This is a genomic window from Brevundimonas sp., from assembly GCF_036659295.1.
In the GTDB taxonomy this organism is placed as follows: domain Bacteria; phylum Pseudomonadota; class Alphaproteobacteria; order Caulobacterales; family Caulobacteraceae; genus Brevundimonas.
Window position 1 is genome coordinate 2531 of the sequence record NZ_JAVXCU010000036.1, and the last position, 23258, is coordinate 25788.

Consider the following 23258-nt stretch of genomic DNA (forward strand, 5'->3'; position numbering starts at 1 on the left):
CGTCTACTTCATGACGCTTGCGACCGAGATGGGACCGGATGCGATTGCCGAGACGGCACGTGATATGGGCTTTGGCCAGACTTTCGATATCGGTATCGGCGGCCAGAAGGCCGGTCTGGTGCCGGATCGGGAGTGGAAACGCCGGACCTATAGCGGTGAGCAGAAGACATGGTATCCGGGCGAGAGCCCCAGCTACGGGATTGGTCAGGGGGCATTGACGGTCAATGCCCTGCAACTGGCGGTCTATACCTCGCGGGTTGCCAATGGCCGCAAGGCGGTCATGCCGCGCCTTATCAAGTCTATCGGTGGCGTAGAGCAGGGCAGTAACGCCTTTGCCGACCTGCCTTATGATCCCCAGATGCTGCAGGTCTTGCGCGACGGGATGGAAGCGGTGACGTCTGCGGGCGGTACGGGTTTCCGTAACAGTCAGCTGGGTCTTGGAACCGTGCAGATGGCGGGCAAGACTGGTACGGCGCAGGCGCGAAACTATGGGGCCGGATCGCGTAAAGGCGCGGGCCGCCCGTGGTCGCAGAAAGACCACAACCTGTTTGTGGCCTATGCGCCGACAGATAATCCTCGCTATGCCGTTTCGGTTATCGTGCAGCACGGTGGCCTTGGCGGCGGTACCGCAGGCGCACCGCGTGCGCGCGAAGTGATGAAGGTGGCCTTGCTGAAGGATCCCGAAATGCGCGCCCGCATCGAACAATCGGGTTTCGAGGCTCAGGAAGACGCCGGTGTCCGCGAGGCAGAGGCACGCGGCGAACCGCTTGACGGCGCTGCCACAGATACTGCCGCGCCAGCACCGCTTGTGGAGCCTGCACGATGACCTCATCTGCACTGACGCGCCCCGGTGAACGCGAACGGCTTTCGGTCAAGCTGGCCCAGCTGGACTGGCGCGTGATCGGTCTGCTGACGTTTCTGGCCGGTGTCGGCACACTGATGCTGTATTCCCTCGGCAAGTTGTCGTGGGAGCCGTGGGCGGCCAAGCATCTGATCCGCTATGGCTTCTTGCTGGTCGCGCTCATCGTTATGGCCATGGTCCACCCCAAATGGTGGTTCCGTTCGGCCTATCCGCTGTATGGCGTTTTGCTGATCATGGTGGCGCTCGTTGACTTTACGCCGCTGGGTTACACGGCGGGCGGGGCAAAGAACTGGTTGAATCTGGGTGTTATCCGTATCCAGCCAGCCGAGTTCATGAAGATCGGTCTCGTTCTGGCATTGGCGCGCTGGTACCATGGCCATTCGGCACAAGAGGCCCGCTGGTCATGGAAGCTGCTGATACCGGCGGGTATGATCGGGGTGCCGTTCCTGCTGGTTGCGGCCCAGCCTGACCTTGGTTCGGCGATGATTATCGGCCTGACCGGCGCAGTCATCATGGTTGTGGCGGGGCTGAGCTGGCGGGTGATCGGTGCCTGTGTCGCCGCGGCCGTAGCCTTTGTTCCGCCGTTTGTTCTGTTCGTCATGCACGACTACCAGCGCAATCGCGTCTTGAACTTCCTGAACCCTGAAATGGACCCTTCTGGAACGGGTTATAATATCATCCAGTCCAAGATTGCTGTGGGTTCGGGCGGTTTGCTGGGCAAGGGGTTCGGCCTTGGCAGTCAGAGCCAGCTGGAGTTCCTGCCTGAGCGCCATACGGACTTTATTTTTTCGACGGTGGGCGAAGAGTTCGGCTTTGTCGGATCGTTCACGGTACTGGTCTGCTACGCCATCCTGATCCTGATTGCCCTGAGGATTGCGGCCCTGTCGCACAGCCATTTCGGGCGTATCGCGGCGGCAGGTATGACCGCCTTCTTTGCGCTGTTCGTGCTGATCAACGGGGCGATGGTGATGGGCTTGGCACCGGTTGTCGGCGTGCCGATGCCGCTGTTGTCCTATGGCGGATCGTCGATGATGACGGTGATGATCGGCTTTGGCCTGATTATGTCGGTCCACGTTCACCGTTATGCGGAACTGTCCAAAGGCAATGGCCTGATCTGATAGACGGGGCTAGGGTAGGGGCATGAGTGAAACGCCCTTACCCAAGGCCGATCCGGCCATGTTTGCCGATTGCGGCGATGTACCTTGCCCGCAACCCGTGACCGCTGATCCCGCCAATGCACAGGCCGTTCAGGATATGAACGTGCGTATGCGCGACAATCCTGCGGAATGGGCCTTTGTGCGCCTGTCCAAGATGATTCAGGAGTTCGAGAGCAATCTCGACAAGGACGAGGAGGTCGGCTTCCTCGTTGTGGGCCTACCCGGTGACGGCACCATGCAGATCCTTGATGTCGGCTTTTGGGGCCCCGACCTGATTATGTTCTTTGGCCGCAATGCCGATGGCAAGCCGGTGCGTCTGATCCAGCATTATAGCCAGATCAATGTCGTCCTTAGCGCGATGAAAAAGCCCGAGGACCAGCACGAACCGAACCGTATCGGTTTCCGGCTGGACGAGATGGTCAAAAATACCAACCCTGCCGAATAGAAAAAAAGCCCTGCGCGAATACGCAGGGCTTTTTTGCTTTCTATTGGAGCGCGGCCCAGTCGGTCGCGCGGACCAGACTGTCGATGATGCCCGGTTCGCTGGAGGCATGACCGGCATCGGCAATGATCTCCAGCTTGGCCTCGGGGAAGGCGCGGTGCAGGGCCCATGCCCCCGATGCCGGTGTCACGACATCGAAGCGGCCTTGGGCGATCCATGTCGGGATATGGCGGATCTTGTCGATCTGGGTCAGCAACCAGCCGTCGCTTTCGAAAAAGCCCTTATTGGTGAAGTACCAGTTTTCAATGCGGGCAAAGGCGACGGCGAATTCTGGATCGGCGAACTTGTCGGGTGTTGCGGTCGGGCCTGCGGCACTGACGGTGTTGCCCTCCCATGTGGACCAGGCCACGGCGCAGCGGTTACGCTCTTCGATATTGTCACCCGTCAGACGCTTGTAATAAGCCGCCATCAGGTTACCGCGTTCAGCCTCGGGGATCGGGGCAAGGAAGCCTTCCCACAGGTCTGGCCAGATCATCGATGCCCCTTCCTGATAGAACCAGTGCAGTTCCTTTTCCGACATCAGGAAGATACCGCGCAGCACCAGTGCCTGTGCGCGGTCCGGGTGCATCACGGCATAGGCCAGCGACAGGGTCGACCCCCAAGAGCCGCCAAACACCACCCACTTGTCGATGCCCAGCATCTCGCGGATGGCCTCGATATCGGCGATCAAATCCCAGGTCGTATTGTCTTCGAGGCTGGCATTGGGGCGCGACAGGCCACAGCCGCGCTGATCGAACATGACGATGCGATAGACCGACGGATCGAAATAGCGGCGCATGCCCGGATTGACCGCACCGCCGGGGCCGCCATGCAGGACGATAACCGGCACACCGTCGGGATTGCCGCTCTCTTCCCAGTAAATCTCGTGAACGCTGTCTGTCTTCATCCAGCCGTGGTTGTAAGCCTCGAACTCGGGGTAAAGGTCACGGCGCGGGGTGGTGATCGCAGGAAAGGCCATAGGGTTGAGCTTTCGGTCTTGGGGTAAAATGTATCAGGCAACAGACGAGGGGCGCACGGCCCGCCACGCCAGAACCAACCAGCCGGCAATCATCAGGGTTCCGCCAACGGGTGTGACGGCTCCCATATAACGCATACCGGCTACGGCAATCAGCAACAGGGTGGTGCAGAAGATCAGCCCGCCGGTCGCGGCCAGCCATCCGGCCACGCGACCTGCAAGCCCCGCGGCTGGCCAGATCGCCAGAACGGCGGCCATCAGGGCATGGACCATTTGATATTGTCCGCCCGTGGTCAGAAGCACCTTGGCTTCGGGCGGAACGCCGTGTGCGCCAAAGGCACCGACGGCGACGGACATTGCCCCGTTCAGGGCGGCAAACAAAAGCAGGTTGCGGCTGAAGGTCATGGCTATTGTCTAGACTACATATTGCGCCGAGTCTGCTATCGGCATGTGCATGAGTTCGGCCCCGCGCACAGCGCTGCAATACATCCTTTTGTTCGGCACCAGCGGTGTGACACTGCCCTTTGCGGGGTTGTGGTTCAGGTCACAGGGCATGAGCGGAGCCGAGATCGGCACCTTGCTGGCCTTGCCGATGCTGGGGCGGATCGTGTCCGGCCCTTTGCTGGCTGTGTGGGCGGACGGTTTCCGGTTACGGCGCACCGCCATTGCGATCTTGGGTCTGGCCATGGCCGTCGGCTACGGCGCAGCGGGACTGGTCGATAATTATTATCTGCGGGCGATGTGCTGGTTTATCGGCGCGACGGCAGCGGCGGCCCTGATCCCGCTCAGCGATGTGCTGACACTGCGCCTGTCACGCCGCGAGAACTATCCGTTCAGCCTGCCGCGTGGATGCGGGTCACTGGCCTTTGTGGTGGCCAATATCGCTATGGGCGCGTTGTTGACGATGATGCCCGCCGATGTGATTATTGTCTGGGTCGTCAGTGCCAGTTCGTTGATTGCTTTGAGTGCGTGGCTGTGCCTGCCCGCAGAACCCGTGCAACTGGACGGCATGCCGGTTTCCAAACTGGCACGGTTTCAGGGGCTGGGACGGCTGGCGAAGAACCGCACCTTTGTCTGCGCTATTTTGGGGATTGGTGCCGTACAGGCCGCGCACGGTTTCTATTACGGATTTTCGGCCATTGCCTGGAAGGCGCAGGGTATTTCCGAAAGTATGACCGGCCTGTTGTGGGCCTTTGCCGTCGCGGTCGAGATCGGCTTCATGTGGATCATCGAGCCATGGCGCAAACGCAAGGGTTTCGGCGCGTTTCCGCTGCTGATGGTGGGGGTGACTGCGGCGGTGATCCGCTGGCTGCTGATGGCGCTGGAGCCGTCATTCTGGTGGCTGTGGCCACTGCAAGCGATGCATGCCCTGACATTCGCGGCGACCTATCTGGCCGGTGTGGAAATCGTCGAGGCTCTGTCACCGCCTCAGGATCATACGGCGGCGCAAACCCTGTCATCCGTTGTGGCCGCAGGTTTCCTGATCGGTCTGGCGACAGCGGCGTCGGGACAGCTTTATGACGCCTATGGCGCACACGGCTATCTGGCTATGGCCGCTCTGGCCGCGGTGGGCGGGATGTTCGCCCTGTCGGTGCGGCGTCCGGTTATCAGCGCCCTGCGTTAAAGCGCGGCGCGTGTGAAAGGTGCTGTGTCATCACAAGGACAGCACTCTTGATAGCGTGGGCGATAGCGGTTTCAGGCATGGATTTGGGGAAACGGATCAGGGCAACTGCCGGTGTCTCCAAACGTTCGTCCAACCGCGTGAGGATTTCGTAGAGCAGGCGGCTGCCTTCATCGGCTTCGTTCTCGGACGAGGCGACGATCGAAACGCGGGCCTTGGTGGCGGCTTCGAGAATCTGGCCGGCGGGGGCCGTCGCACGCACAACGCCGGGACCGTCAAGGGACAGGCGCTGGCCATTCGTATGGGGGATTTCGGCGCGCAACTGTAGGCGCGCGGGGCCTTCATGCTGAGTACGCCCGATCAGCAAAAGGGCGCGGGCGTCCTGATGATCAAGCTGATTGGCGAGATGTTCGGCCAGAGCCGTGATGTCCGCAGCAGGCTCGACCAGTTCGGTTCGTACGCCTTCGGGTTGCCACGGCACACCGGACAGGTCTTCGACCATATCCCAGACAGGATCGGTTGCGGACCAGTTGCAGACCAGCAAAAGGGGGCGGCGATCCTGATCTTGCGATCGTTCGTCAGAGATATGCGTCGATATAGCCATTCTAGAAGCTACTCCTGCCCGAGGCCGCCGGAAGGTTGTTTGCAGAGGGGGTAGTGGTCAAGCCCTGAATAGGTTGCGAAATCTCAGAGACTTTCGTTGAGTGCAGCATCATAAATCATAAAGGCGCGACCTTCGTCACTGGCCAACCGGTTATTGACGCTGTTCTGGTCGTCGCCAAGTTCGGCCAGCAGGCGCGCATAGGCCTCAATGAAGCGGTTGATGTCGCTATGCAGTTCCTGATCTGCGCTCACGCGGCGGTTGACGCTGCGAACGGCGGCCGGTGCGACACGACGAACAATCTGGCGGGCGCGGACCACATCGTCACGCGACAGGGCATAGGCCACATCGTCAATACGCGCGCGCGGCAAAAGCGCATTGGGATCGACGCCCATACGGCGGATCGAGGATACAGCCAGTTCGCTCAGGACATGCAGGGGAACGGTCGGTTCCTGCGGTTGTTGCTGGACAGGTTGCCAGTTAAGCGACGGTTCGGCGGCAATCTCGGCTTGGGGCGCGGCAGGGCTATGCAGCGAAGCCGGACGCAGCGGAATCCGCATCGGGTCATCATTGATGATTGAACCGGCAGGCTCGGGTGTCAGAGGCGAAGTTTCGACCTTGGGCGTGCCGATCAGGCGGACCGCCTCGCTGACCATCTCGTAGTTCTTACGGACCCGATCCTGGAAGCCCATATCCAGCGCCTCGGCTTCGGCCGCAGCACGACGCGAGGCATCGTTCAGGCTGGCAAGGCTTTGTTCGGCGCTGGTGCGGACGGCGGCCATACGCTGGGCCGTTTCTTCGGGCAGGCGGGCAGCACGGTCATCCAGATCACGCACCGAGGTTTCGATCTGTGCCAGTGCATCGGTCATGCGGCGGGTCAGGGATTCCAGACGATGCATGGCTTCCATGCCGGTCTGGTCGACCATCTTGACGGTTTCATCGACGATACGGCGGGCACCGGCAATACGGGACTCGGCGGCGTCATCGGCCTGACGGGCCGCATCGAACAGGCTTTCACCCAAGCGATCTGCGCGGATCTGGGCCTGTTGCAGGGCCTGTTCGGCCAGTTGACGCTGTTCGAGCGAGGCACGGTTGAGGGTTTCAACCGCGACACGGGTCTCGTTCATCAGACGCTCGCGGCTTTCGGCGGCCAGCATTTCGAACTTGTCGAGCGACAGCTTGGTCGCGGCGTCGAAACCGTCGGCCTCGCGCTGGGACATGCCGATCAGGGTGCGGAACTGGTCCAGCACAGCCTCGGTCTGGGACTTGATGGCCTCGGCAATCTGGTCGCCGGTCAGGTTCAGATCATTGGCCGCAGTGCGGGTCTGGCTGAGTTGATCGATGAACTGGATGCGCTGGTTCTCGATCTGGGCGGCAAAGCCCTCCTGATCGTTACGCAGGCTGTAGGCCGCATTCACAAGGGCCGCACGTTGCTGGCTGAGGCCATCTTCGACGGCCTTGATCTGTTCGGTCACGCCGCTGCCGGCAGTTTCCAGACGCTGGGTCTGGCGCGACAGATCGTCGGCGGCGAGGCGGGCGGCATCCTGGGCCTCGTTGGCGGCGGCGGCCAGATCTGCAGCGCGGGCGGCGAGGGCAGCTTCGGCCTCGCGCAGTTGGGCTTGGGCCAGATCGGAAGCGTCGGCCACCATCTGGGCCTGACGCTGTACGGCCTCGGCAACCGACAGCGCCTTGCTGTCGAGGCTGTCACCAAGCGTCGCCAATTGCTGGCGCTCGTCGCCGATGGTGCGTGTGATGTTCTGGGTCGCGATCTGTGCCGTGCGGGCCGCGTCGGTCAGGCGTGTGGCCTCGGTCAGCAGGCTTTCACGCAGCTTGGTCAGTTCCTGACGGGCGCGTTCGGCTACATTGGCGGCTTCGTCGATGTCGGTACGCAGGGCCGAAACGATGTTCGAGGTCTGCTCTGCGCCATAGACGGTCGGGGCGACCATGGCATCGGCCAGTTCGCGCGCACGACGGTTTTCGTGGGCCAGAAGCCCTCCGAGACGCAGGGCATGGGCCAGCATGAAGAACAGGCCCACGGGCGCAATGGCGATCAGCGAATAGACCGCCAGACGGATCGGCTCCAGATCAACCATCCCCGAACCGAACTCGTAGGCAAACCATGAGGCAATACCGCCCACCCACATGCCGGAAGCCAGAATGGCCAGTAAATATATGGATTTACCGGAAGATTTAGACTTCGATTTGGAGGATTTTGAAACCTTTGTTGCCGATACGGACGGGCTGGTGGCCTGTGGTTTGGTCAGTGCGCCGTCGCTGGTTTCGTCTAGCGGAGACAGGAACTGGTTCTGGCGCCCAGCCTCGGCGCTGCGTTGTTCGGCCAGCTTTTGTTGCTCGGCCAGACGGCGGCGCTGACGTTCCGACATCGGGTGCGCATAGGGATCGATCTCGGTACCGTCTGTATCGGTAGGGGCCGTATCAGAGGCATCACCGGCAGGCGCATCACCAAAGAAAGCATTGCCCTTTTCGACAGCCGTGACTGGCGCAACCTCGGGAGCAGCGGTTTCTGACGAGGTTTCAGGCCGATGTGGTGAGGTCATGGGCGTTCGATTTCGGTGTTTTAGCGCCAGTCGGCACGGTCCAAGCGGTGACCCTAACCGCTGGACACACGGTCGCAAAGCCGTAACCGCCTGAAAGCGGCGTAGAAAAAGTGTAAAAGCCGGAAAATAGGCAGGTTAAATTGAAAAGACCGCGAAAACGCGGCCTGTCACATCAGCAATCGGGGGAAGCAGGGGGCGGAGTTTCTTTATCCACCATTTCTGCGCAGCTTGGTAAGCGTTTGATTTCCAAGGGCTGAGAGCTACGATTCATGTCGATGCCCAGCTGTGACATAGCCATAGCTGCCAAAAAGGCCACAATGCCTGCAAGGAAATCGATCAGCAGCTTCATGGCTGAACTGTGCCAAAATACCGACGATAAATCAATCGGGGATTGCGACCGAATATCAAGAATATGGCATATGGAACCTTGTCATCGGCTTGTCGCTGTTTGACAGTCAAACTGGGTTTCGCGTTCAGGACGAAGATCGGGATGGGCCATGCTGCGGCAAAGCGTTTATGACCACTCTTTGCTGGACGAGGGTCCTGCCGTCTGGCGCAAGGCCAAGGCCGACCGTCTGACACCCCTGATGGAAAACAACACCTATTTCGAGGCGTTGGACGAGGCGATCGAGAAGGCCGAAAAATCCATTATCATTCTGGGCTGGCAGTTTGATCCCAGAACCCGTCTGGACCCGCAGGCTCCGCCGGACCAGAGACGCTACGAAATCGGAGACCGTCTCAAGGCTATGGTGCGTAACCGGCCTGAACTGTCGGTACGGTTACTGATCTGGCGCTCTCCGCTGGTGATCGCGGCCTCGCAGGGATTTTATCCGCACAAGGCGCTCAAGCTGTTCAACAAGCGGATTGTCGAGCTGCGTCTGGACGGTGTGGGCATATTGGGGGCGTGCCACCACCAGAAGGTGGTCATTATTGACGACAAGATCGCGTTTTGCGGCGGAGGCGACATCTCGGTCGACCGCTGGGACGAAGAGGGCCACTACAGTGGTGATCCGCGCCGCTGTATGCCATCGGGCCTTATCCCGTCACCGCGCCACGAATGGATGTGTGTTCTGGATGGAGAGGCCGCACGCGATCTGGCGCAACTGGCCCGAGACCGCTGGAAGCAGGGCTGTGGCGAGGACTTGCCGTGGGTCGAGACCGATCATGATCCGTGGCCGCAGAATGTGGAAGTGGCGTTCCGCAATGTGCCCGTCGGTATTTCGCGCACTGAACCACAACTGAAAGACCGTCCAGAGGTTCGTGAAAACGAAGCGCTGCATCTCGAGGCGATCCGTAGAGCCAAATCACTGATCTATATGGAGAACCAGTACTTTACTTCGCCCTTGCTGGCCTCGGCGATTGCGGATCGCCTGGTCGAGCCGGACGGGCCTGAAGTGGTGCTGGTTTCCACAGGGCGCAGCCCGTCATGGTTTGATGGTTTGACGATGGACACGGCGCGAGCCGAGGTTTTGTGGCGGCTGGAAAAGGCCGATCTGTATGATCGTTTCTTTGCCTTTTATCCGGTGACGACGCTGGGTGACCGCATCATCGTGCATGCGAAGATGACCATCATCGACGACAAGCTGATGCGGATTGGATCGACCAATCTGAACAACCGTTCGATGGGTCTGGATACCGAATGCGATCTGTCGTTCGAGGCCACGACCGAAGAAGAGATGGCCCGCATCCGTTATTATCGCCAGCACTCTTTAGGCCATTTCATCGGTGTGAACGCCAAGCAGTTTGCCGAGGCTGAAAGCTTGATGGGTTCGATCGGCCGGTCTGTAGAGACCTTCGGGGCGTCGCGTATGAAGCTGATGGGGCAGCGTCAGCCGACGGGGGTGGAACGCATGTTCTCTGAGTGGCAGTTGGGCGATCCGACATCTTCGCGCGATGCGTGGCGACCCTGGATGCGCCGTCATCTGTCCCGCAGTACGCGGCCGGTCTCCGAAGGCGGCAAGGCGGCGGGCTAGGCCGCGATGTTGAAATCGATCAGCAAGGGCAGGTGATCGGACGCCACACGCGCCAGAGGTGTCGACGGGGCGTAGATCCGCTCGATGCGGATATGCGGGCTGACAAAGAAATGGTCGATCCGGATGGCTGGGAAGCTGGACGGAAAAGTTTTGACCGACGGCTTTAGCCCAAGCACCTTTTGCGCATCCTTCAGATGCTGGGTCAGGATGCCATAGGGGCGGGTGATAGAGGTGGCGTTGAAGTCACCCGTCAGGATAGTCGGGCCTTTGCAATGGCCCACCCAGTCCTTGCCGGCCAGAGCGCGCGCCTGTCGGCGCTGTTCATTCGGAACAAGCCCGAAATGGGTGTTCAGCACGTTTAACTTTGTGTCGCCGACATCGATTTCGGACCAGATTGCACCGCGTGGTTCCAGCCCGCGAATGCCTTTGACCGTGGGCAGGCTGTCGGCCTTTACCAGACGCTCGGGCAGGTGGGTGAGGATGGCATCGCCATATTCCTCGGCCTCAATCGTCATGGCCGGATGGAAGCGCGAGGACATACCCAGAAGACTGGCCAGCTCCGAGGCCTGATCGACGCCATTGGTCCGTAGGCGCCCGACATCCAGCTCCTGAAGACAGACGATATCGGGGCGCTCGCGGGCTATCACCTCGGCAATGCGGGCGACATCGAGCTTGCGATCCGTGCCGACGCAGCGGTGGACGTTATAGGTAAGCAGTCTGGGCATGACCGTTAGAAAACGTCCGCAGGCTGGGAAAGATCAATCGTCAGAGAACGATCAGGCGATCGGGCACTTCATTGACATCATCTTCGCGAGGCGGAAATTTGTCAGCCAGAGCCTGACCGCACATGGCGATGGCGTTTTCCATGCCGGTGATCGGGTCACCCTGTTTGATATGCTTGACCAGAACCGACACGGTACTGCCCCAGAATTCGGGCGAGGTCTGGGTATAGATGCCGGTATCGGCAATCACCTCGACCTCGTGGTCGGCCATGGCGGCAAAGATCAGAACGCCGGTGCGGTCCACTGTGGCATGCAGCCCGTGGGCCATGAACTGTTGCAGGGCAACACGGCGCACGCGCGAGCGGCGCACACGTTGCGGCACCATCAAAAGGGCAAGGAACGGGATTTTGCTGAGCAGGTACACGCCGATGAAGGTGATGACCTGTGCCAGCGCATAGGCGGTCAGGGCGCGGTTGACTTCGTCGGACTGGCTGGCGGCGTGGGCGACCTGCCAGTCATTGCTAAAGCCGAACCAGTCGCCGGAAAGGCCCAGCGGGATCAGAATGGCGGGCAGGATCAGCGAAGCCGCTGCTGCCCATGCCAGACGGATGTCGCGATAGGTCGAGACCTGTCGCGAGATGACGCAGAAAATCTCGCCGCTGGTTCCGGCCTCGGCCTTGGCGATGGCCGCCGAGATACGCTCGTGATCGTCGGGTGTGAAATGCATTACCAACCTCCCGAAGCGCCGCCGCCGCCAAAGCCGCCGCCGCCTCCGCCAAATCCACCGCCGCCGCTACCACCGCCGCGTCCGCCACCGCTGCCACTGCTGGAGGCAATAGCGGCAATGATCTGGGCTGTGGTCCACAGGACGGCTCCGGCACCGTCAGCGGCACCCTGCATACGGCGTCCGCTACCGGCGCTGGCTGCGCCGACGACGGAACCGATCACGAAGATGACGCCGAAAACACCGATAATGATGATCAGAATACCCGCACCCGATCCACCTTCTTGGGCCTGAACCGCCATTTCGGCAGCGCGTGCCTTGGCTTCTTCGGGATCGAGCGTCAGTTGCTGGGCCAGTTGGTCCACACCGGCATTGATGCCGCTGTAATAGTCGCTCTCGCGGAAGGGCGGCAGGATGTAGTTCTGGATCGTCAGGGCCGAGAATGCATCGGTCAGAATGCCTTCGAGGCCATAGCCCACCTCGATCCGCACCTTGCGATCAGTGGGAGCGACGATCAGCAAGGCCCCGTTGCTGGCTTCTTTCTGGCCGATCCCCCAGTGACGACCCAGTTGATATCCGTAATCGGCGATATCGTAGTCGTTGAGGGTGGGCAGGGTCACAACCACAACCTGATCTGTGGTCTGTTGTTCCAGTGCTGCCAGCTTGGCTGTCAGTTCGGCTTCCTGCTGCGGGGTCAGGATGTCGGCATTATCGACAACCCGCCCCGTCAGGGCCGGAAACTGGATACCCGATTGTGACGTGCTCTGGGCATGGGCGGGAGACGGCAGTGCCACTCCCAATCCCAAGGTTCCCAGCCCCAATGTCCCCAGCCAAAGGCCAAGGACAAACAGAAGGGCAACGGCCCTTTTCATTCCGGACGCCTTAGTTGCCGGTGGCCGGAGCGGCAGCAGGTGCTGCACCCGGTGTTACAGCCGGAGCAGTGCCACCCGGTTGGGCTGCAGGTGCGGCACCGGCAGGGCTGAGGGCGTCAAAATTGACGCTCGGCGCGTTCTGGGCTTCGGCACTGGCGGTGAACAGCTGCATCGGCTTGGAGCCGCTGTGCAGGGTCTTGGCCCAGATGATGTTCGGGAAGGTCTGCAAGGTGGTGTTATAGGCACGAACCGCTTCGTTATAGTCGCGGCGAGCGACGGCGATGCGGTTTTCGGTGCCTTCCAACTGCGATTGCAGAGCGATGAAATTCTGGTTGGACTGAAGCTGCGGATAGGCTTCGACCGTCATCATCAGGCGCGACAGAGCACCCGTCAGTTCGCCTTGGGCCGCTTGATAGCGCTCGAACGAGGCGGGGTCATCGGCATTGACCGTGACGCTGGTGGCCTTGGCGCGGGCTTCGATGACGTTGGTCAGGGTGGTGCGCTCTTGAATGGCGGCACCCTGAACGGTCGAAACCAGATTCGGGATCAGGTCGGCGCGACGCTGGTACTGGCTCTGCACGTCGGCCCATTTGGCCTCTGCGTTGAGTTTTTCAGTCGGGATGGTGTTGTAGCCGCATGCACCCACAGCCGGGGCCATAACGATTACAGCGGCCATTGCGGCCATACGGGGGGAGATAGCAGACATCTGTTTCCTCCTGTCGGTCACTGTGACCAAACCAGAACTATAGGAGTGGGGTCTAGCGGGCGGGGTTTGCAAGAAAAACCCGCCCGCCCGTGACAAAAAATATCAGCCCAGATTTTCGGGCGTGGCACCCACAGACCGGCAGGCCGCCGTATAGGTGTTGGCCAGCAGGCAGGCGATGGTCATCGGGCCGACGCCACCCGGAACGGGGGTGATACGACCGGCAACCTGTGCCGCTTCGTTAAAGTCCACATCGCCGACCACGCGGGTCTTGCCCTCGGCGGCCTTGACCGGATCTTTGGAGGGAACGCGGTTGATGCCCACATCGATCACGGTGGCCCCCGGTTTGATCCAGTCGCCCTTGATCATTTCGGGGCGGCCTACGGCGGCGACCACAATGTCGGCAGTGCGACACAGGGCCGGAAGGTCGCGGGTGCGCGAATGGGCGATGGTCACGGTGCAGCTTTCGCCCAGCAGTAGTTGCGCCATCGGCTTGCCGACGATGTTCGAGCGGCCAACGATGACGGCATGCAGGCCCGACAGGTCACCCAGTTGGTCCTTGAGCAGCATCAGGCAACCCAGCGGCGTGCAAGGCACCAGACCAGGCTGACCCACAGCCAGACGGCCTGCATTGACGACGTGGAAGCCGTCCACATCCTTGTCCGGAGAGATCGCGTCCAGAACGGCATTGGCATCGATATGCTTGGGCAGGGGCAGTTGCACCAGAATGCCGTGGATGCCTTCATCGGCATTCAACTGGGCAATCAGGGCCAGCAGTTCTTCCTGAGTGGTGGTGTCCGGCAGGCGATGCGTATCGGAACGCATACCGGCCTTCAGGGTCGTTTCACCCTTGTTGCGGACATACAGCTGGCTGGCAGGGTCTTCGCCTACGATTACCACGGCCAGTCCGGCCTTGACGCCGTGCGAGGCGATCAACCGTTCGACGGCACCACCCACGCGGGTCACGAGGGTTTGGGCAAAGGCCTTGCCATCAATGATAGCGGCAGCGGCATTTTCGGTTGCCATGACGGGAACTCTCCTCGGGCAAAGGAACTGTTTGGAATACAGGCGATTTACAGCCAGCCCGGTTCGGCGTCTATGATGCTGCCACCAAAAATGGAAAGTCTTGTCTCTATGCGCTCATCCTTCCTGTTGACCGTCAGTACGATTGTTTTGCTGGCTGCTGCACCCATGGCGGTGGCCCAGACGGATGGCGGGGTGATCCAGATCGGTGATCGCGTCGACGGCAATACAGGGATGATGGGCCGCGAATACCAGTTGGAGCTGCGCGAAGGGCAGGGCGTCGAGATCGTCATGCGCAGCAGCGACATCGATTCCTTCTTGTCTATCTATGGACCGGATGATGCGAACGAGGCGCTGGTTTCGGACGATGACGGGCTGGGCGAGGGTTTTCACTCGCGACTGCGTTTCTATCCGCGCCAGTCGGGCACCTATACCCTGAAGGCCGAAGCGATTGACGATAGTGACGGCGCGTTCCAGCTGTCGGTGGCCGCATGGCAACCCGAGCGCGTTCGCTCGACCAATATTCGTAAAGGCGGAAATGCCAGCGGACGCTTGAACGCCCGCAGCCCGCTTACGGATTCAGGCAACCGTTTCCAGCAATACCGCCTGATGCTGGCGCAGGGCGAGCGCGTCGATATTTCGGCCCGTTCGGAAGATCTGGATAGTGTTCTGGCGATCGGCCACGACAGCCCTGCTTTTGTGGCTCTTGCCGAAAACGATGATTATGCAGGCGAGGGCCTGAACGCGCGCATTGTCTTTACGGCCCCTGAAGCAGGTGCCTATGCCGTGCGTGTTTCATCCTTTGGCAGCAGTGCCGAAGGACGGTTTGATCTGAGTGTTGCCGAGCCCAAGCCTATGGCAGAGGCCCGTCCGGTTACGCTGGGCGAGGAGATGTCCGGCGAACTGACGGATAAAACCGATACGGGTTTTGGCGGTGTGAGCGCAGATCGTTATGCGTTGGTGGTTGCAGCGGGCCAGCCGCATGAAATCAGTCTGAACTCCGATGATTTCGATTCTTATCTGGCCGTCTATGACGCCAATGGTGTCGAGAAGGCGACCGATGATGATAGCGGCGGCAGCTTGAATGCCAGCCTGATCTTCACGCCGGAAGTGTCTGGCGAGTACATTATCGAGGCGCGTTCGCTTGGCAGCAGCAAGGGCAGCTATACCTTGCTGGTCGAAGCCGTTGAGCCTCCTCCGGCCCCTGTGGCACTGCCGATGGATGAAGAAGTCGAAGGCGAGCTGACGGATGACGATGCACGGGCCAGCTCGGCAGGCCGTTATGATGGCTACGTCTTCAGCGCGACCAAGGGGCAACGGCTTCAAATCACGCTGACATCGGCCGATTTTGACGCCACGCTGGAAGTCGGTTCGGCAGAAGGTACGTTCAAGGCTCTGGCCAGCGACGATGACGGCATGGGCAACAGCACGGACTCGCGTCTGGTGTTCGAGGTGCCCGAAGACGGTGAATATGTTGTGCGTGCCTCCAGCTATGGCGGGGATGGGCGCGGAGCCTACGAAATCCGCATGATCGACCGTGGTCCGGCACCGCAAGCGGGCAGCCTGCTAGTGGGTTCGACCGTGCGTGGCTCGCTGAGCGAGTATGACAATACGTCGGATGGCGGCATGATGGGATCGCCCTATTATGACGATTACCGTTTCACGGCCAAAAAGGACGAGAAGCTGCGCTTCATTCTGGTCGCGCCCAAATTCGACGCTGTGGTCATGGTCGGCAGCGGTGAGGGTGAAGAATTCAACGTCGCTAAACAGGATGATGACGGTCTGTCCGAAACGCATTCGCGTCTGAATTGGACGGCACCGCGTGATGGCGACTATGTGGTGCGGGTGACCAGCTTTGGCTCCAACTCGACGGGCGACTATTCGCTGATCGTGGAGCCACAATCCTGAGCGTTGAACAGTAGGCTTATGGCATGACGGTTTCCCCCGACCCGACGCGCATTCATTTGACGCGCAAGGACCAGCATCTGGATGTGGTGCTGGCCGGTGAGGGCCGTCATGCCACCGGCACCGGCTTTGATGACTGGCGCTTTGTCCACGAGGCACTGCCGGATATCGATCATGCCAAGATTGATCTGGGCGTTGATTTCCTGCGTTACCGTTTGCGGGCACCGTTCCTCATCAGTGCGATGACGGGCGGGCCTGCGCGGGCCGAGGCGATCAATGCCCGACTGGCCGAGGCAGCCCAGCATCTGGGTATTGCCCTGGCGGTAGGCTCGCAACGGGCGGTTCTGGACAACGAAGAGGCCGTGGCGGGACTGGGCAAGGCCTTGCGTCACCGTGCGCCGGAGACGCCCATACTGGCCAATATCGGTGCTGCGCAACTGACGCGGGGCTTTGGCCGGAACGAGGCCATGCGGATTATCGACATGATTGGTGCCGATGCTCTGGTGGTGCATCTGAACCCGCTACAGGAAGCCTGTCAGCCAGAGGGCGACCGCGACTGGTGGGGTGTCGGGGCGGCGCTACATGCGCTGATCCGTGATCTGGAAGTGCCGGTTATCATCAAGGAAACGGGAGCCGGTATCTCGGCCCTGACAGCGCAGAAACTGGTGGCGATGGGGGCTGCGGGCATTGATGTCGCAGGGGCCGGAGGCACCAACTGGGCGCTGGTCGAAGGCGCGCGCGGCGAGGGCGAAGATATACAAGCCCATGCGGCAGCCTTTGCTGACTGGGGTATCCCCACCGCCCGCGCCATTGCCGAGGCCCGCAATGCCTTGCCGACGACCTTCCTGATTGGATCAGGCGGCGTGCGTCATGGCGTGGATGCGGCCAAGGCTATCCGTCTGGGGGCTGATGTCGTCGGCGTGGCCGGTGGTGTTATTCAGGCCGCCACCCAGTCCACCGAGGCGGTCATCAGCCAATTCCAGACCATGACACGGCAGTTGCGAACCGCCTGTTTCTGCGTCAACGCGCCAAGCCTCGAACACTTGAAACGCGTGCCTCTGCTGCCTGTGCGTTAGAGCCTTGAAAGACGAACAATCAGGCTGACTTTGCTGCGCACAGGGACAGGGCGTCGCGGACTTCGTGCAGATCAATGCTGACGTTTAGGCAAAGGGCGCGGATATCTTCTGTCGGCTTGAGAAGGTCGGGAACCATGACCGTCATCATACCCGCAGATGAAGCCGAACGGACACCGTTGTGGCTATCTTCCAGCGCAAGGCTGTCTTGGGGTTCAACGCCCAGCAGGCAGGCTGCTGCGAGGTAGGGCGCGGGGTCGGGTTTTCCCTTGTCATAGTCGCCTTGTGCGACAATGACCTTGAACCGTGACCCTAGCCCCAGATGCTCGAAATGCTCGATAGCGAGGTCTTTCGGGGAAGAGGTTGCAATGGCGGCGGGAATACCGAGCCGGTCGAGCAGGTCCAGAAGCTCCACCACGCCGGACTTGAGGGCCAGTTGCTCGCGGCAAAGATCGACAAACCGCTTGGTCCATGCGGGCCGAATGTCATCCACGCGAAGTTCGGGGCCATACTCGGCGAGCAACATCGCCCTTATGCCCGCCCACGGATTTCCCAGCATCGTCTGGTAAAAATCGGTCGACATGTCGCGATCATGATCCGCGATGGTCTCGATCATCGCCGCCATCCACAGACGTTCGGTGTCTAGAAGAAGACCATCCATGTCGAAGATGACGGCACGGGGCAGGCGGGGCAGATCGAGGCGACCTTGAGTACGCAGTTCCATAGCCCATGCTAGGAGCTGCGGGCGTTAAAGGCCAGATTTATGCGGCTCAAACCGTGGCTGGCAACGTGGCTCAGCCTTCGTAGTCGTTAGGGACCTTGGTGACCTTGATGGTCTTTTCGACAGGCAGGGGCTGTTTCTCGTCCATGGCATCCTTGCCCGGTGTGGAGCTAGGGGCCGGACCTGTGCCGTCGCTATAGTTCCAGTTGTCGTCGTTCCAGCTGGTGCCGATGTCCTCGCCGGTTTCTTCGGCGGGGTGGATGCGGGCCATAGCTTCGGTGTGGTCATAGCCATTGGCCAGTTCGCCTACGCCCAGTTGGCCACCGCTATTGGCGACTTCGGGCTCCTTGGGGGCGACCACATCCACGCGCAGACCCGTTCCGTCAGCATTGGCGGCGGGCTCGTCGCTACCGCTAAGGACAGTGATGCCTGCCCATGCGATACCTGCTGCAACCACAGCAAAGGCGATACCACCCCACAAAAGCGACTGTTTGCGCATATTCGGCTTTCACACGTTTCTACTTGTAGAAAGCCTTTTACCCCGAGTGTTGCGGTGAAGGGAACGGCGGATACAGAAAACCTTGGCCTATTGGCGTGTGGCCAAGGCCGATATCAGGGCGTCGCGGACGGCAACCTCGGTAAAAGGCTTCTGGATTGTGGTGTGGCCGCGCCATTGTTCGGGCAGGCCGCCTTCGCCGTATCCGGTCGAGAATACAAAGGGGATGCCGCGTTTCTTCAGGGTTTCGGCCACCGGAAACACCAGTTCGCCGGCGACGTTTACGTCCAGCAGGGCGGCGTCTATCTGTTCGGACTGGGCCGCCGACAAGCCACCCGCCACACTGCCCTCGGGACCGGCAATCGAGCAGCCCAGATCTTCGAGGATCGTTTCCAGAAGCATGGCGACGAGGGATTCATCCTCGACAATAAGAATGCGGCGATCCGCCAAAACGTCCGACATCACAAACAGCCCCAAATTGCGATCACAGTACGGTGTAGCGATGCATACGCACAACCAGGGTGCATCGGCTTACTGCAAAGGCAGTAGGCGATATAGCAACGCCTGAATTTTAAAAGGGTGCCGAGGCGATGCGAATATTTTTCACATCACTGACAAAAGGCGTGCCCGAGGCGATAAAAAGGATTGTCAGAGGAAGATGGTGGACGCGACAGGGATTGAACCTGTGACCCCCTCGGTGTGAACGAGGTGCTCTCCCGCTGAGCTACGCGTCCATCTTCTGGAACGGGTTCACAAGAACCGCGTCGGGAGGCGGCGATTTAGCCCGCCAATCTCCCGACTGCAAGGATTAACTTATCAAATACCTGCGGTTATCGCGTTTTCAGGCGTTTCGTTTTCGGGATCACCCGGGAGCCATGCGACGTGCCCGTTATAGATGTCCTCGTTCAAAATACCTTCTTCCTTGGCGACGATCACAGGCACCAGCATCTGGCCGGTGACATTGGTGGCCGTGCGCATCATGTCGACGATACGGTCGATGGCGACGATATAGCCGATGCCTTCCAGCGGTAGGCCGGCGGTGGACAGTGTCAGGGTCAGCATGACGATGGATGTGCCCGGAACGCCCGCTGTACCCAACGACCCCAGAACAGCGGTCAGGCCGATCAGGATATATTGGGTCAGAGACAGCTCGATCTGGAAATACTGAGCAATAAAGATAGCGGCGATCGACGGATAGATGGCCCCGCAGCCATCCATTTTAACATTGGCCCCCAGCGGCACGGCAAAGGAAGCATAGGCTTGGGGTACACCCAGACGCTCGACCGTCTGGCGCAGGGTGATCGGCAGGGTGCCCAGCGAGGAAGAGGTGGCAAAGGCGGTCTGCTGGGCGGCAAAAGCGCCACGGAAAAAGCTGCGTGCCTTCAGGCCATGCAGTTTCAGCAGGCCCGAATACACCACCAGAATGTGGAACAGGCAGGCGACATAGATGGCCAGAATGAACTTGCCGAGAGGAAGCAGGCTTTCCCAGCCGTAGCCGCCGACAACCGAACCGATCAGGGCAAACACGCCAAACGGGGTCAGCTGGATAATCCAGCGGGTAATCCGGAAGATGATGGCGGCCCCTTCGTCCACAGCGCGGCGGGCCGTCTGGGCGCGGTCACCCAGTGCCACCAGCGATGCGCCGACAAAGGCCGAGAAGAAGATGATCTGCAGCACCTTGCCTTCGCTAAGCGCGGCAAACGGGTTGCGCGGGACGATATCCAGCAGCACCTGAAGCGGGGTCGGGATGTCCCGTGCCTTGACCTCGCCCAGCGGCAGATCGGCCAGCCCCACGCCCGGATTGATGATGTGCGCGGTCGCAAACCCAACCAGAACCGCCAACAGCGAGGTAATGGCAAACCAGACGAGGGTGCGGACGCCCAGCCTGACAGCCCCGACGCCTTCGCCCAACTTGGCAATGGACGAGGCGATGGTGAACAGCACCAGAGGAGCCACCACCATGCGGATCAGGTTCAGATAGACATCGCCAACCGGCTGAAGAATTTTGGGTGCCAGTTCTCCGAGGATCAAACCTGCGACCACGCCGAGCGCGAGACCGGCAAAGGTACGTTTCCAAAGGGGGATGGCAAAGAAGCGACGGATCATGGCAACACCTGAAATCAGGGTGCCTATGTCTGGTCTGGAACCGTCGGGGGCAACCGTTCAACGCGGAAGCTTGCCCCTAGAAGTTCTGGCCCTACCTGTAGTTTTTCTACGGTGTTAGCCGATCAACTGCGCCAGTGCAGGCTCGAACTCGTCATAATGGTCGATGGTGATGTCGCCGCCCATCTGGTCCATTGGTACGTCGCTATAGCCAAAGCTGACGAGAATGCAGGGCACAGTCGCATTGGCGGCGGCACCGGTGTCGGTGGTGGAATCGCCAACCATGATGGCCTTGGCCGGATCGCCACCGGCTTTCAGTACGGCCTCGCGGATATGGGCACCGTCCGGTTTCTTGGCTGAAACAGCATCGGGTCCGACGATGGCGGCGAACCGGTCTGTCAGTTCCAGCGCATCCAGAAGGGCAAGCGACAGGTCGGTGCGCTTGTTTGTCGCCACGCACAGCTTGGCACCGCGTGCGCTCAAACGGTCCAGAACTTCGACGCAGGACGGGAAGGGGCGCGTCTCGACGGCAATATTGGCGATGTAGTCCTTGATGAAGGCATCAAACAGCACCTTGCCGTCATCTTCGTTCCATTCGGCTCCGGCCTCGGCAAAGCCGTCTTTCAGAAGGGCCATGGCACCGTGGCCAACCAGATGGCGAGCGGCTTCCAGAGGGCGCGGCGGCAGGCCTTCGGCCATCAGAAGACGGTTCAGGGTGCCGATCAGATCGGGTGCGGAATCCACCAGAGTTCCGTCCAGATCAAAGGCAATCGTCCAGCCTTCCAGATCACGTTGGCTCATTGGTGTCTCCCGCTATGGCGTCTGATGGGTTAGAGCCTAGGGAACTAGCCTTTGGGACGATTCATGACCAGCATTTCCACCCCACGCGCCGCGATCATTCTTGCCGCCGGTCAAGGCACGCGAATGAAGTCTTCATTGCCCAAGGTGCTGCACCCTGTGGGGCATCGCGCCATGGTGGACCATGCCATCGATGCCGCCGAGGCTCTGGGGTGTGAAAAGATCATTGTGGTGGTGGGGAACCATTCCCCCGAAGTGCGCGCCCACATCGTCAAACGTCTGGGCGAGGATGCGATTGCCGTTCAAGACCCGCCGTGCGGCACCGGCCATGCCGTTCGTGCCGCCGAAGAAGCTTTGAAGGGTTTCGAGGGTGAGGTGGTCATCACCTATGGCGACGTGCCGTTGCTTAAGGCTGCGGATATCGAGCCGGTGTTCGGTGGTGCAGGCGTCAGTGTTATCGGGTTCGAGGCTCGTGATCCGGGGGCCTATGGCCGTCTGGTCATCGAGGGCGAAACCCTTGTGGCCATTACCGAAGCCAAGGAAGCCAGTGCCGAGGTTCTGGCCATTCGCGCCTGTAACTCCGGCGTTATGGCGGCCCCGAGCCGTGTGTTGTTCAAGCTGCTGGCCGATGTGACCAACAACAATGCCAAGGGCGAATATTATCTGACCGACGTGGTCGAACTGGCCCGCAAGGCCGGTCATGACACCCGTGCGGTGTTCGCGGATGAAGACGCCGTGATGGGGGTAAACTCGCAGGCCGAACTGGCTGAGGCCGAGGCCCTGTTCCAGAAAGTACAGCGCGAAACCTTTATGGCCAACGGCGTGACCATGAGCGCGCCTGAAACCGTCCACTTCGCCTATGACACGCAAGTGGAGGCTGGCACGGTGATCGAGCCGTTCGTGGTGTTTGGCCCCAATGCCGTGGTCGAGGGTGGCGCGCGTATCCGCAGTTTCTCGCACATCGAGGGTGCCAAGGTGGGACCCAAGGCCGAGGTTGGCCCCTATGCGCGTCTGCGCCCCGGTGCGGAGCTGGGTGAAAAGGTCAAGATCGGCAACTTTGTCGAGGTGAAGAACGTCACGCTGGGCACCGGTGCCAAGGCCAACCATCTGGCCTATCTGGGCGATGGTTCGGTGGGCGCGGGCGCGAACATCGGTGCTGGCACGATCTTCTGTAACTATGACGGCTTCTTCAAGCACCGCACAGAAGTGGGCGAGGGCGCTTTTGTCGGCTCCAACAGCTCGCTGGTGGCACCCGTGACGATCGGCGACGGTGCCATGGTCGGTTCCGGCTCGGTGGTAACGAAGAATGTCGAGGCGGGGGAACTGGCGCTGGCGCGAGCACCGCAAGTGAATAAGTCCGGCTGGGCCAAACGGTTCATGGACACCATGCGTGCGAAAAAGGCGGCCAAGAAGTGAGCGATATTCAAAAGAAGAACGCCGGCTATGCCGCTGCCCAATATGTAGAGGCGGGCATGAAGGTGGGTCTTGGCACCGGCTCGACAGCGGCATGGTTCGTCAAGGCATTGGCCGAGCGCAACCTGCCCGACCTGAAGTGCGTTCCGACCTCGGAAAGGACCGCCGATCTGGCCCGTGAGCTGGGACTGACCCTGACCACGTTGGAGGACACGCCGCGTTTGGACCTGACGGTCGACGGTGCCGACGAAATCGGTCCCGATCTTGCGCTCATCAAGGGCGGTGGTGCGGCCTTGCTGCGTGAAAAACTGGTGTGGGAAGCATCCGACCGCTGCATCGTGATTGCCGATGCGGCCAAGGTCGTGAAACAACTGGGCCAGTTCCCGCTACCGATCGAAGTCGTGGCTTTTGGGCACAAGACCTCAGGCGCACGCATCAATGCGGTACTGGCCGCCCACGGTATGGGCGAGGCCACC

24 protein-coding genes and 1 tRNA gene are annotated in these 23258 nt (G+C 60.6%); 9 read left to right on the plus strand and 16 right to left on the minus strand.

The window, feature by feature from the left end:
- The 3 genes from RSB01_RS08275 to RSB01_RS08285 form a co-directional block, all read left to right on the plus strand.
- A partial coding sequence (locus RSB01_RS08275; RefSeq protein ID WP_332625288.1) for a penicillin-binding transpeptidase domain-containing protein occupies positions 1 to 826 on the plus strand: 826 nt, incomplete at its 5' end.
- A complete protein-coding gene (gene rodA, locus RSB01_RS08280) occupies positions 823 to 1980 on the plus strand; it encodes a rod shape-determining protein RodA (RefSeq protein ID WP_332590068.1) in 1158 nt (385 codons plus the stop codon). The genes RSB01_RS08275 and rodA, both read left to right, overlap by 4 nt.
- Positions 1981 to 2002: 22 nt before the next feature.
- Positions 2003 to 2464 carry a DUF6173 family protein gene (locus RSB01_RS08285; protein ID WP_332590069.1) on the plus strand — a complete coding sequence of 154 codons (462 nt, stop codon included), beginning with the start codon at positions 2003 to 2005 and terminating at the stop codon, positions 2462 to 2464.
- A gap of 40 nt (positions 2465 to 2504) precedes the next feature.
- Here the strand turns inward: RSB01_RS08285 and pip are convergent, their stop codons facing one another.
- Both pip and RSB01_RS08295 read right to left on the minus strand, forming a co-directional pair.
- Complete coding sequence (gene pip / locus RSB01_RS08290; RefSeq protein WP_332590070.1) at positions 2505 to 3479, minus strand: prolyl aminopeptidase; 975 nt, start codon at positions 3477 to 3479, stop codon at positions 2505 to 2507.
- Positions 3480 to 3512: 33 nt separating this feature from the next.
- Positions 3513 to 3881 (minus strand): DUF423 domain-containing protein, encoded by a 369-nt coding sequence (locus tag RSB01_RS08295; protein ID WP_332590071.1) that lies wholly within the window; start codon positions 3879 to 3881, stop codon positions 3513 to 3515.
- Between the two features lie 49 nt (positions 3882 to 3930).
- Here RSB01_RS08295 and RSB01_RS08300 point away from each other — a divergent pair, with 49 nt between their 5' ends.
- On the plus strand, positions 3931 to 5100 hold the full coding sequence (locus RSB01_RS08300) for an MFS transporter (RefSeq protein ID WP_332625289.1): 1170 nt from the start codon (positions 3931 to 3933) through the stop codon (positions 5098 to 5100).
- Here RSB01_RS08300 and RSB01_RS08305 read toward each other — a convergent pair.
- The 3 genes from RSB01_RS08305 to RSB01_RS08315 all read right to left on the minus strand — a co-directional run bounded on the left by RSB01_RS08305 (position 5084) and on the right by RSB01_RS08315 (position 8605).
- Positions 5084 to 5701, minus strand: coding sequence for a hypothetical protein (locus RSB01_RS08305; RefSeq protein WP_332625291.1), 618 nt, complete (start codon positions 5699 to 5701; stop codon positions 5084 to 5086). The genes RSB01_RS08300 and RSB01_RS08305 overlap by 17 nt on opposite strands.
- 83 nt (positions 5702 to 5784) lie before the next feature.
- Positions 5785 to 8256, minus strand: coding sequence for a tipN (locus RSB01_RS08310; protein WP_332590074.1), 2472 nt, complete (start codon positions 8254 to 8256; stop codon positions 5785 to 5787).
- A gap of 172 nt (positions 8257 to 8428) precedes the next feature.
- Positions 8429 to 8605, minus strand: coding sequence for a hypothetical protein (locus RSB01_RS08315; protein ID WP_332590075.1), 177 nt, complete (start codon positions 8603 to 8605; stop codon positions 8429 to 8431).
- A 148-nt stretch (positions 8606 to 8753) separates the two neighbouring features.
- Between RSB01_RS08315 and RSB01_RS08320 the strand changes: the two genes are divergently transcribed.
- Positions 8754 to 10229 carry a phospholipase D-like domain-containing protein gene (locus tag RSB01_RS08320; protein WP_332590076.1) on the plus strand — a complete coding sequence of 492 codons (1476 nt, stop codon included), beginning with the start codon at positions 8754 to 8756 and terminating at the stop codon, positions 10227 to 10229.
- On the opposite strand, the gene RSB01_RS08325 is transcribed toward RSB01_RS08320, so the two are convergent.
- From RSB01_RS08325 to folD, 5 genes are all read right to left on the minus strand, one after another.
- A complete protein-coding gene (locus RSB01_RS08325; protein ID WP_332590077.1) occupies positions 10226 to 10954 on the minus strand; it encodes an endonuclease/exonuclease/phosphatase family protein in 729 nt (242 codons plus the stop codon). The two genes, RSB01_RS08320 and RSB01_RS08325, sit on opposite strands and share 4 nt — an antisense overlap.
- A 40-nt stretch (positions 10955 to 10994) precedes the next feature.
- Positions 10995 to 11678 (minus strand): TPM domain-containing protein, encoded by a 684-nt coding sequence (locus RSB01_RS08330; protein WP_332590078.1) that lies wholly within the window; start codon positions 11676 to 11678, stop codon positions 10995 to 10997.
- Complete coding sequence (locus RSB01_RS08335) at positions 11678 to 12547, minus strand: TPM domain-containing protein (RefSeq protein ID WP_332590079.1); 870 nt, start codon at positions 12545 to 12547, stop codon at positions 11678 to 11680. The genes RSB01_RS08330 and RSB01_RS08335 overlap by 1 nt, the downstream gene beginning before the upstream one ends.
- A gap of 10 nt (positions 12548 to 12557) precedes the next feature.
- A complete protein-coding gene (locus RSB01_RS08340) occupies positions 12558 to 13253 on the minus strand; it encodes a LemA family protein (RefSeq protein ID WP_332590080.1) in 696 nt (231 codons plus the stop codon).
- 102 nt (positions 13254 to 13355) lie between these two features.
- Entirely contained in the window at positions 13356 to 14276 is a 921-nt protein-coding gene (gene folD / locus RSB01_RS08345; RefSeq protein WP_332590081.1) for a bifunctional methylenetetrahydrofolate dehydrogenase/methenyltetrahydrofolate cyclohydrolase FolD, read from the minus strand.
- A 108-nt stretch (positions 14277 to 14384) separates the two neighbouring features.
- Here folD and RSB01_RS08350 point away from each other — a divergent pair, with 108 nt between their 5' ends.
- Both RSB01_RS08350 and fni read left to right on the plus strand, forming a co-directional pair.
- Complete coding sequence (locus RSB01_RS08350; protein WP_332619453.1) at positions 14385 to 16181, plus strand: PPC domain-containing protein; 1797 nt, start codon at positions 14385 to 14387, stop codon at positions 16179 to 16181.
- 23 nt (positions 16182 to 16204) lie between these two features.
- Positions 16205 to 17254: a type 2 isopentenyl-diphosphate Delta-isomerase gene (gene fni / locus RSB01_RS08355; RefSeq protein ID WP_332619454.1), complete on the plus strand. Its 1050-nt coding sequence runs from the start codon at positions 16205 to 16207 to the stop codon at positions 17252 to 17254.
- Between the two features lie 19 nt (positions 17255 to 17273).
- Here the strand turns inward: fni and RSB01_RS08360 are convergent, their stop codons facing one another.
- The 6 genes from RSB01_RS08360 to RSB01_RS08385 form a co-directional block, all read right to left on the minus strand.
- Positions 17274 to 17975, minus strand: coding sequence for an HAD family phosphatase (locus RSB01_RS08360; RefSeq protein WP_332592074.1), 702 nt, complete (start codon positions 17973 to 17975; stop codon positions 17274 to 17276).
- A gap of 70 nt (positions 17976 to 18045) precedes the next feature.
- Positions 18046 to 18471, minus strand: coding sequence for a hypothetical protein (locus RSB01_RS08365; RefSeq protein ID WP_332592075.1), 426 nt, complete (start codon positions 18469 to 18471; stop codon positions 18046 to 18048).
- Positions 18472 to 18558: 87 nt separating this feature from the next.
- Positions 18559 to 18930, minus strand: a complete 372-nt coding sequence (locus tag RSB01_RS08370) for a response regulator (protein WP_332619455.1) — start codon at positions 18928 to 18930, stop codon at positions 18559 to 18561.
- Positions 18931 to 19127: 197 nt separating this feature from the next.
- A tRNA-Val gene (locus RSB01_RS08375) sits at positions 19128 to 19202 on the minus strand.
- Positions 19203 to 19284: 82 nt separating this feature from the next.
- Entirely contained in the window at positions 19285 to 20574 is a 1290-nt protein-coding gene (locus RSB01_RS08380) for a dicarboxylate/amino acid:cation symporter (RefSeq protein WP_332619456.1), read from the minus strand.
- 114 nt (positions 20575 to 20688) lie between these two features.
- Positions 20689 to 21372, minus strand: coding sequence for an HAD-IA family hydrolase (locus tag RSB01_RS08385; RefSeq protein ID WP_332591986.1), 684 nt, complete (start codon positions 21370 to 21372; stop codon positions 20689 to 20691).
- Positions 21373 to 21435: 63 nt separating this feature from the next.
- Between RSB01_RS08385 and glmU the strand changes: the two genes are divergently transcribed.
- Both glmU and rpiA read left to right on the plus strand, forming a co-directional pair.
- Positions 21436 to 22785, plus strand: coding sequence for a bifunctional UDP-N-acetylglucosamine diphosphorylase/glucosamine-1-phosphate N-acetyltransferase GlmU (gene glmU / locus RSB01_RS08390; RefSeq protein WP_332591987.1), 1350 nt, complete (start codon positions 21436 to 21438; stop codon positions 22783 to 22785).
- Positions 22782 to 23258, plus strand: a 477-nt coding sequence (gene rpiA / locus RSB01_RS08395; RefSeq protein WP_332625292.1) for a ribose 5-phosphate isomerase A, incomplete at its 3' end; no start/stop codon positions are given. The genes glmU and rpiA, both read left to right, overlap by 4 nt.

Coding starts and splice junctions, on each gene's coding strand:
- RSB01_RS08385 (WP_332591986.1), bottom strand. CDS start 21,372: ATGAGCCAACGTGATCTGGAAGGCTGGACGATTGCCTTTGATCTGGAC.
- RSB01_RS08380 (WP_332619456.1), bottom strand. CDS start 20,574: ATGATCCGTCGCTTCTTTGCCATCCCCCTTTGGAAACGTACCTTTGCC.
- RSB01_RS08350 (WP_332619453.1), top strand. CDS start 14,385: ATGCGCTCATCCTTCCTGTTGACCGTCAGTACGATTGTTTTGCTGGCT.
- RSB01_RS08365 (WP_332592075.1), bottom strand. CDS start 18,471: ATGCGCAAACAGTCGCTTTTGTGGGGTGGTATCGCCTTTGCTGTGGTT.
- RSB01_RS08295 (WP_332590071.1), bottom strand. CDS start 3,881: ATGACCTTCAGCCGCAACCTGCTTTTGTTTGCCGCCCTGAACGGGGCA.
- RSB01_RS08310 (WP_332590074.1), bottom strand. CDS start 8,256: ATGACCTCACCACATCGGCCTGAAACCTCGTCAGAAACCGCTGCTCCC.
- RSB01_RS08360 (WP_332592074.1), bottom strand. CDS start 17,975: ATGGAACTGCGTACTCAAGGTCGCCTCGATCTGCCCCGCCTGCCCCGT.
- folD (WP_332590081.1), bottom strand. CDS start 14,276: ATGGCAACCGAAAATGCCGCTGCCGCTATCATTGATGGCAAGGCCTTT.
- RSB01_RS08305 (WP_332625291.1), bottom strand. CDS start 5,701: ATGGCTATATCGACGCATATCTCTGACGAACGATCGCAAGATCAGGAT.
- rodA (WP_332590068.1), top strand. CDS start 823: ATGACCTCATCTGCACTGACGCGCCCCGGTGAACGCGAACGGCTTTCG.
- RSB01_RS08330 (WP_332590078.1), bottom strand. CDS start 11,678: ATGCATTTCACACCCGACGATCACGAGCGTATCTCGGCGGCCATCGCC.
- RSB01_RS08320 (WP_332590076.1), top strand. CDS start 8,754: ATGCTGCGGCAAAGCGTTTATGACCACTCTTTGCTGGACGAGGGTCCT.
- pip (WP_332590070.1), bottom strand. CDS start 3,479: ATGGCCTTTCCTGCGATCACCACCCCGCGCCGTGACCTTTACCCCGAG.
- RSB01_RS08325 (WP_332590077.1), bottom strand. CDS start 10,954: ATGCCCAGACTGCTTACCTATAACGTCCACCGCTGCGTCGGCACGGAT.
- RSB01_RS08285 (WP_332590069.1), top strand. CDS start 2,003: ATGAGTGAAACGCCCTTACCCAAGGCCGATCCGGCCATGTTTGCCGAT.
- RSB01_RS08315 (WP_332590075.1), bottom strand. CDS start 8,605: ATGAAGCTGCTGATCGATTTCCTTGCAGGCATTGTGGCCTTTTTGGCA.
- RSB01_RS08340 (WP_332590080.1), bottom strand. CDS start 13,253: ATGTCTGCTATCTCCCCCCGTATGGCCGCAATGGCCGCTGTAATCGTT.
- RSB01_RS08300 (WP_332625289.1), top strand. CDS start 3,931: ATGAGTTCGGCCCCGCGCACAGCGCTGCAATACATCCTTTTGTTCGGC.
- glmU (WP_332591987.1), top strand. CDS start 21,436: ATGACCAGCATTTCCACCCCACGCGCCGCGATCATTCTTGCCGCCGGT.
- RSB01_RS08335 (WP_332590079.1), bottom strand. CDS start 12,547: ATGAAAAGGGCCGTTGCCCTTCTGTTTGTCCTTGGCCTTTGGCTGGGG.
- RSB01_RS08370 (WP_332619455.1), bottom strand. CDS start 18,930: ATGTCGGACGTTTTGGCGGATCGCCGCATTCTTATTGTCGAGGATGAA.
- fni (WP_332619454.1), top strand. CDS start 16,205: ATGACGGTTTCCCCCGACCCGACGCGCATTCATTTGACGCGCAAGGAC.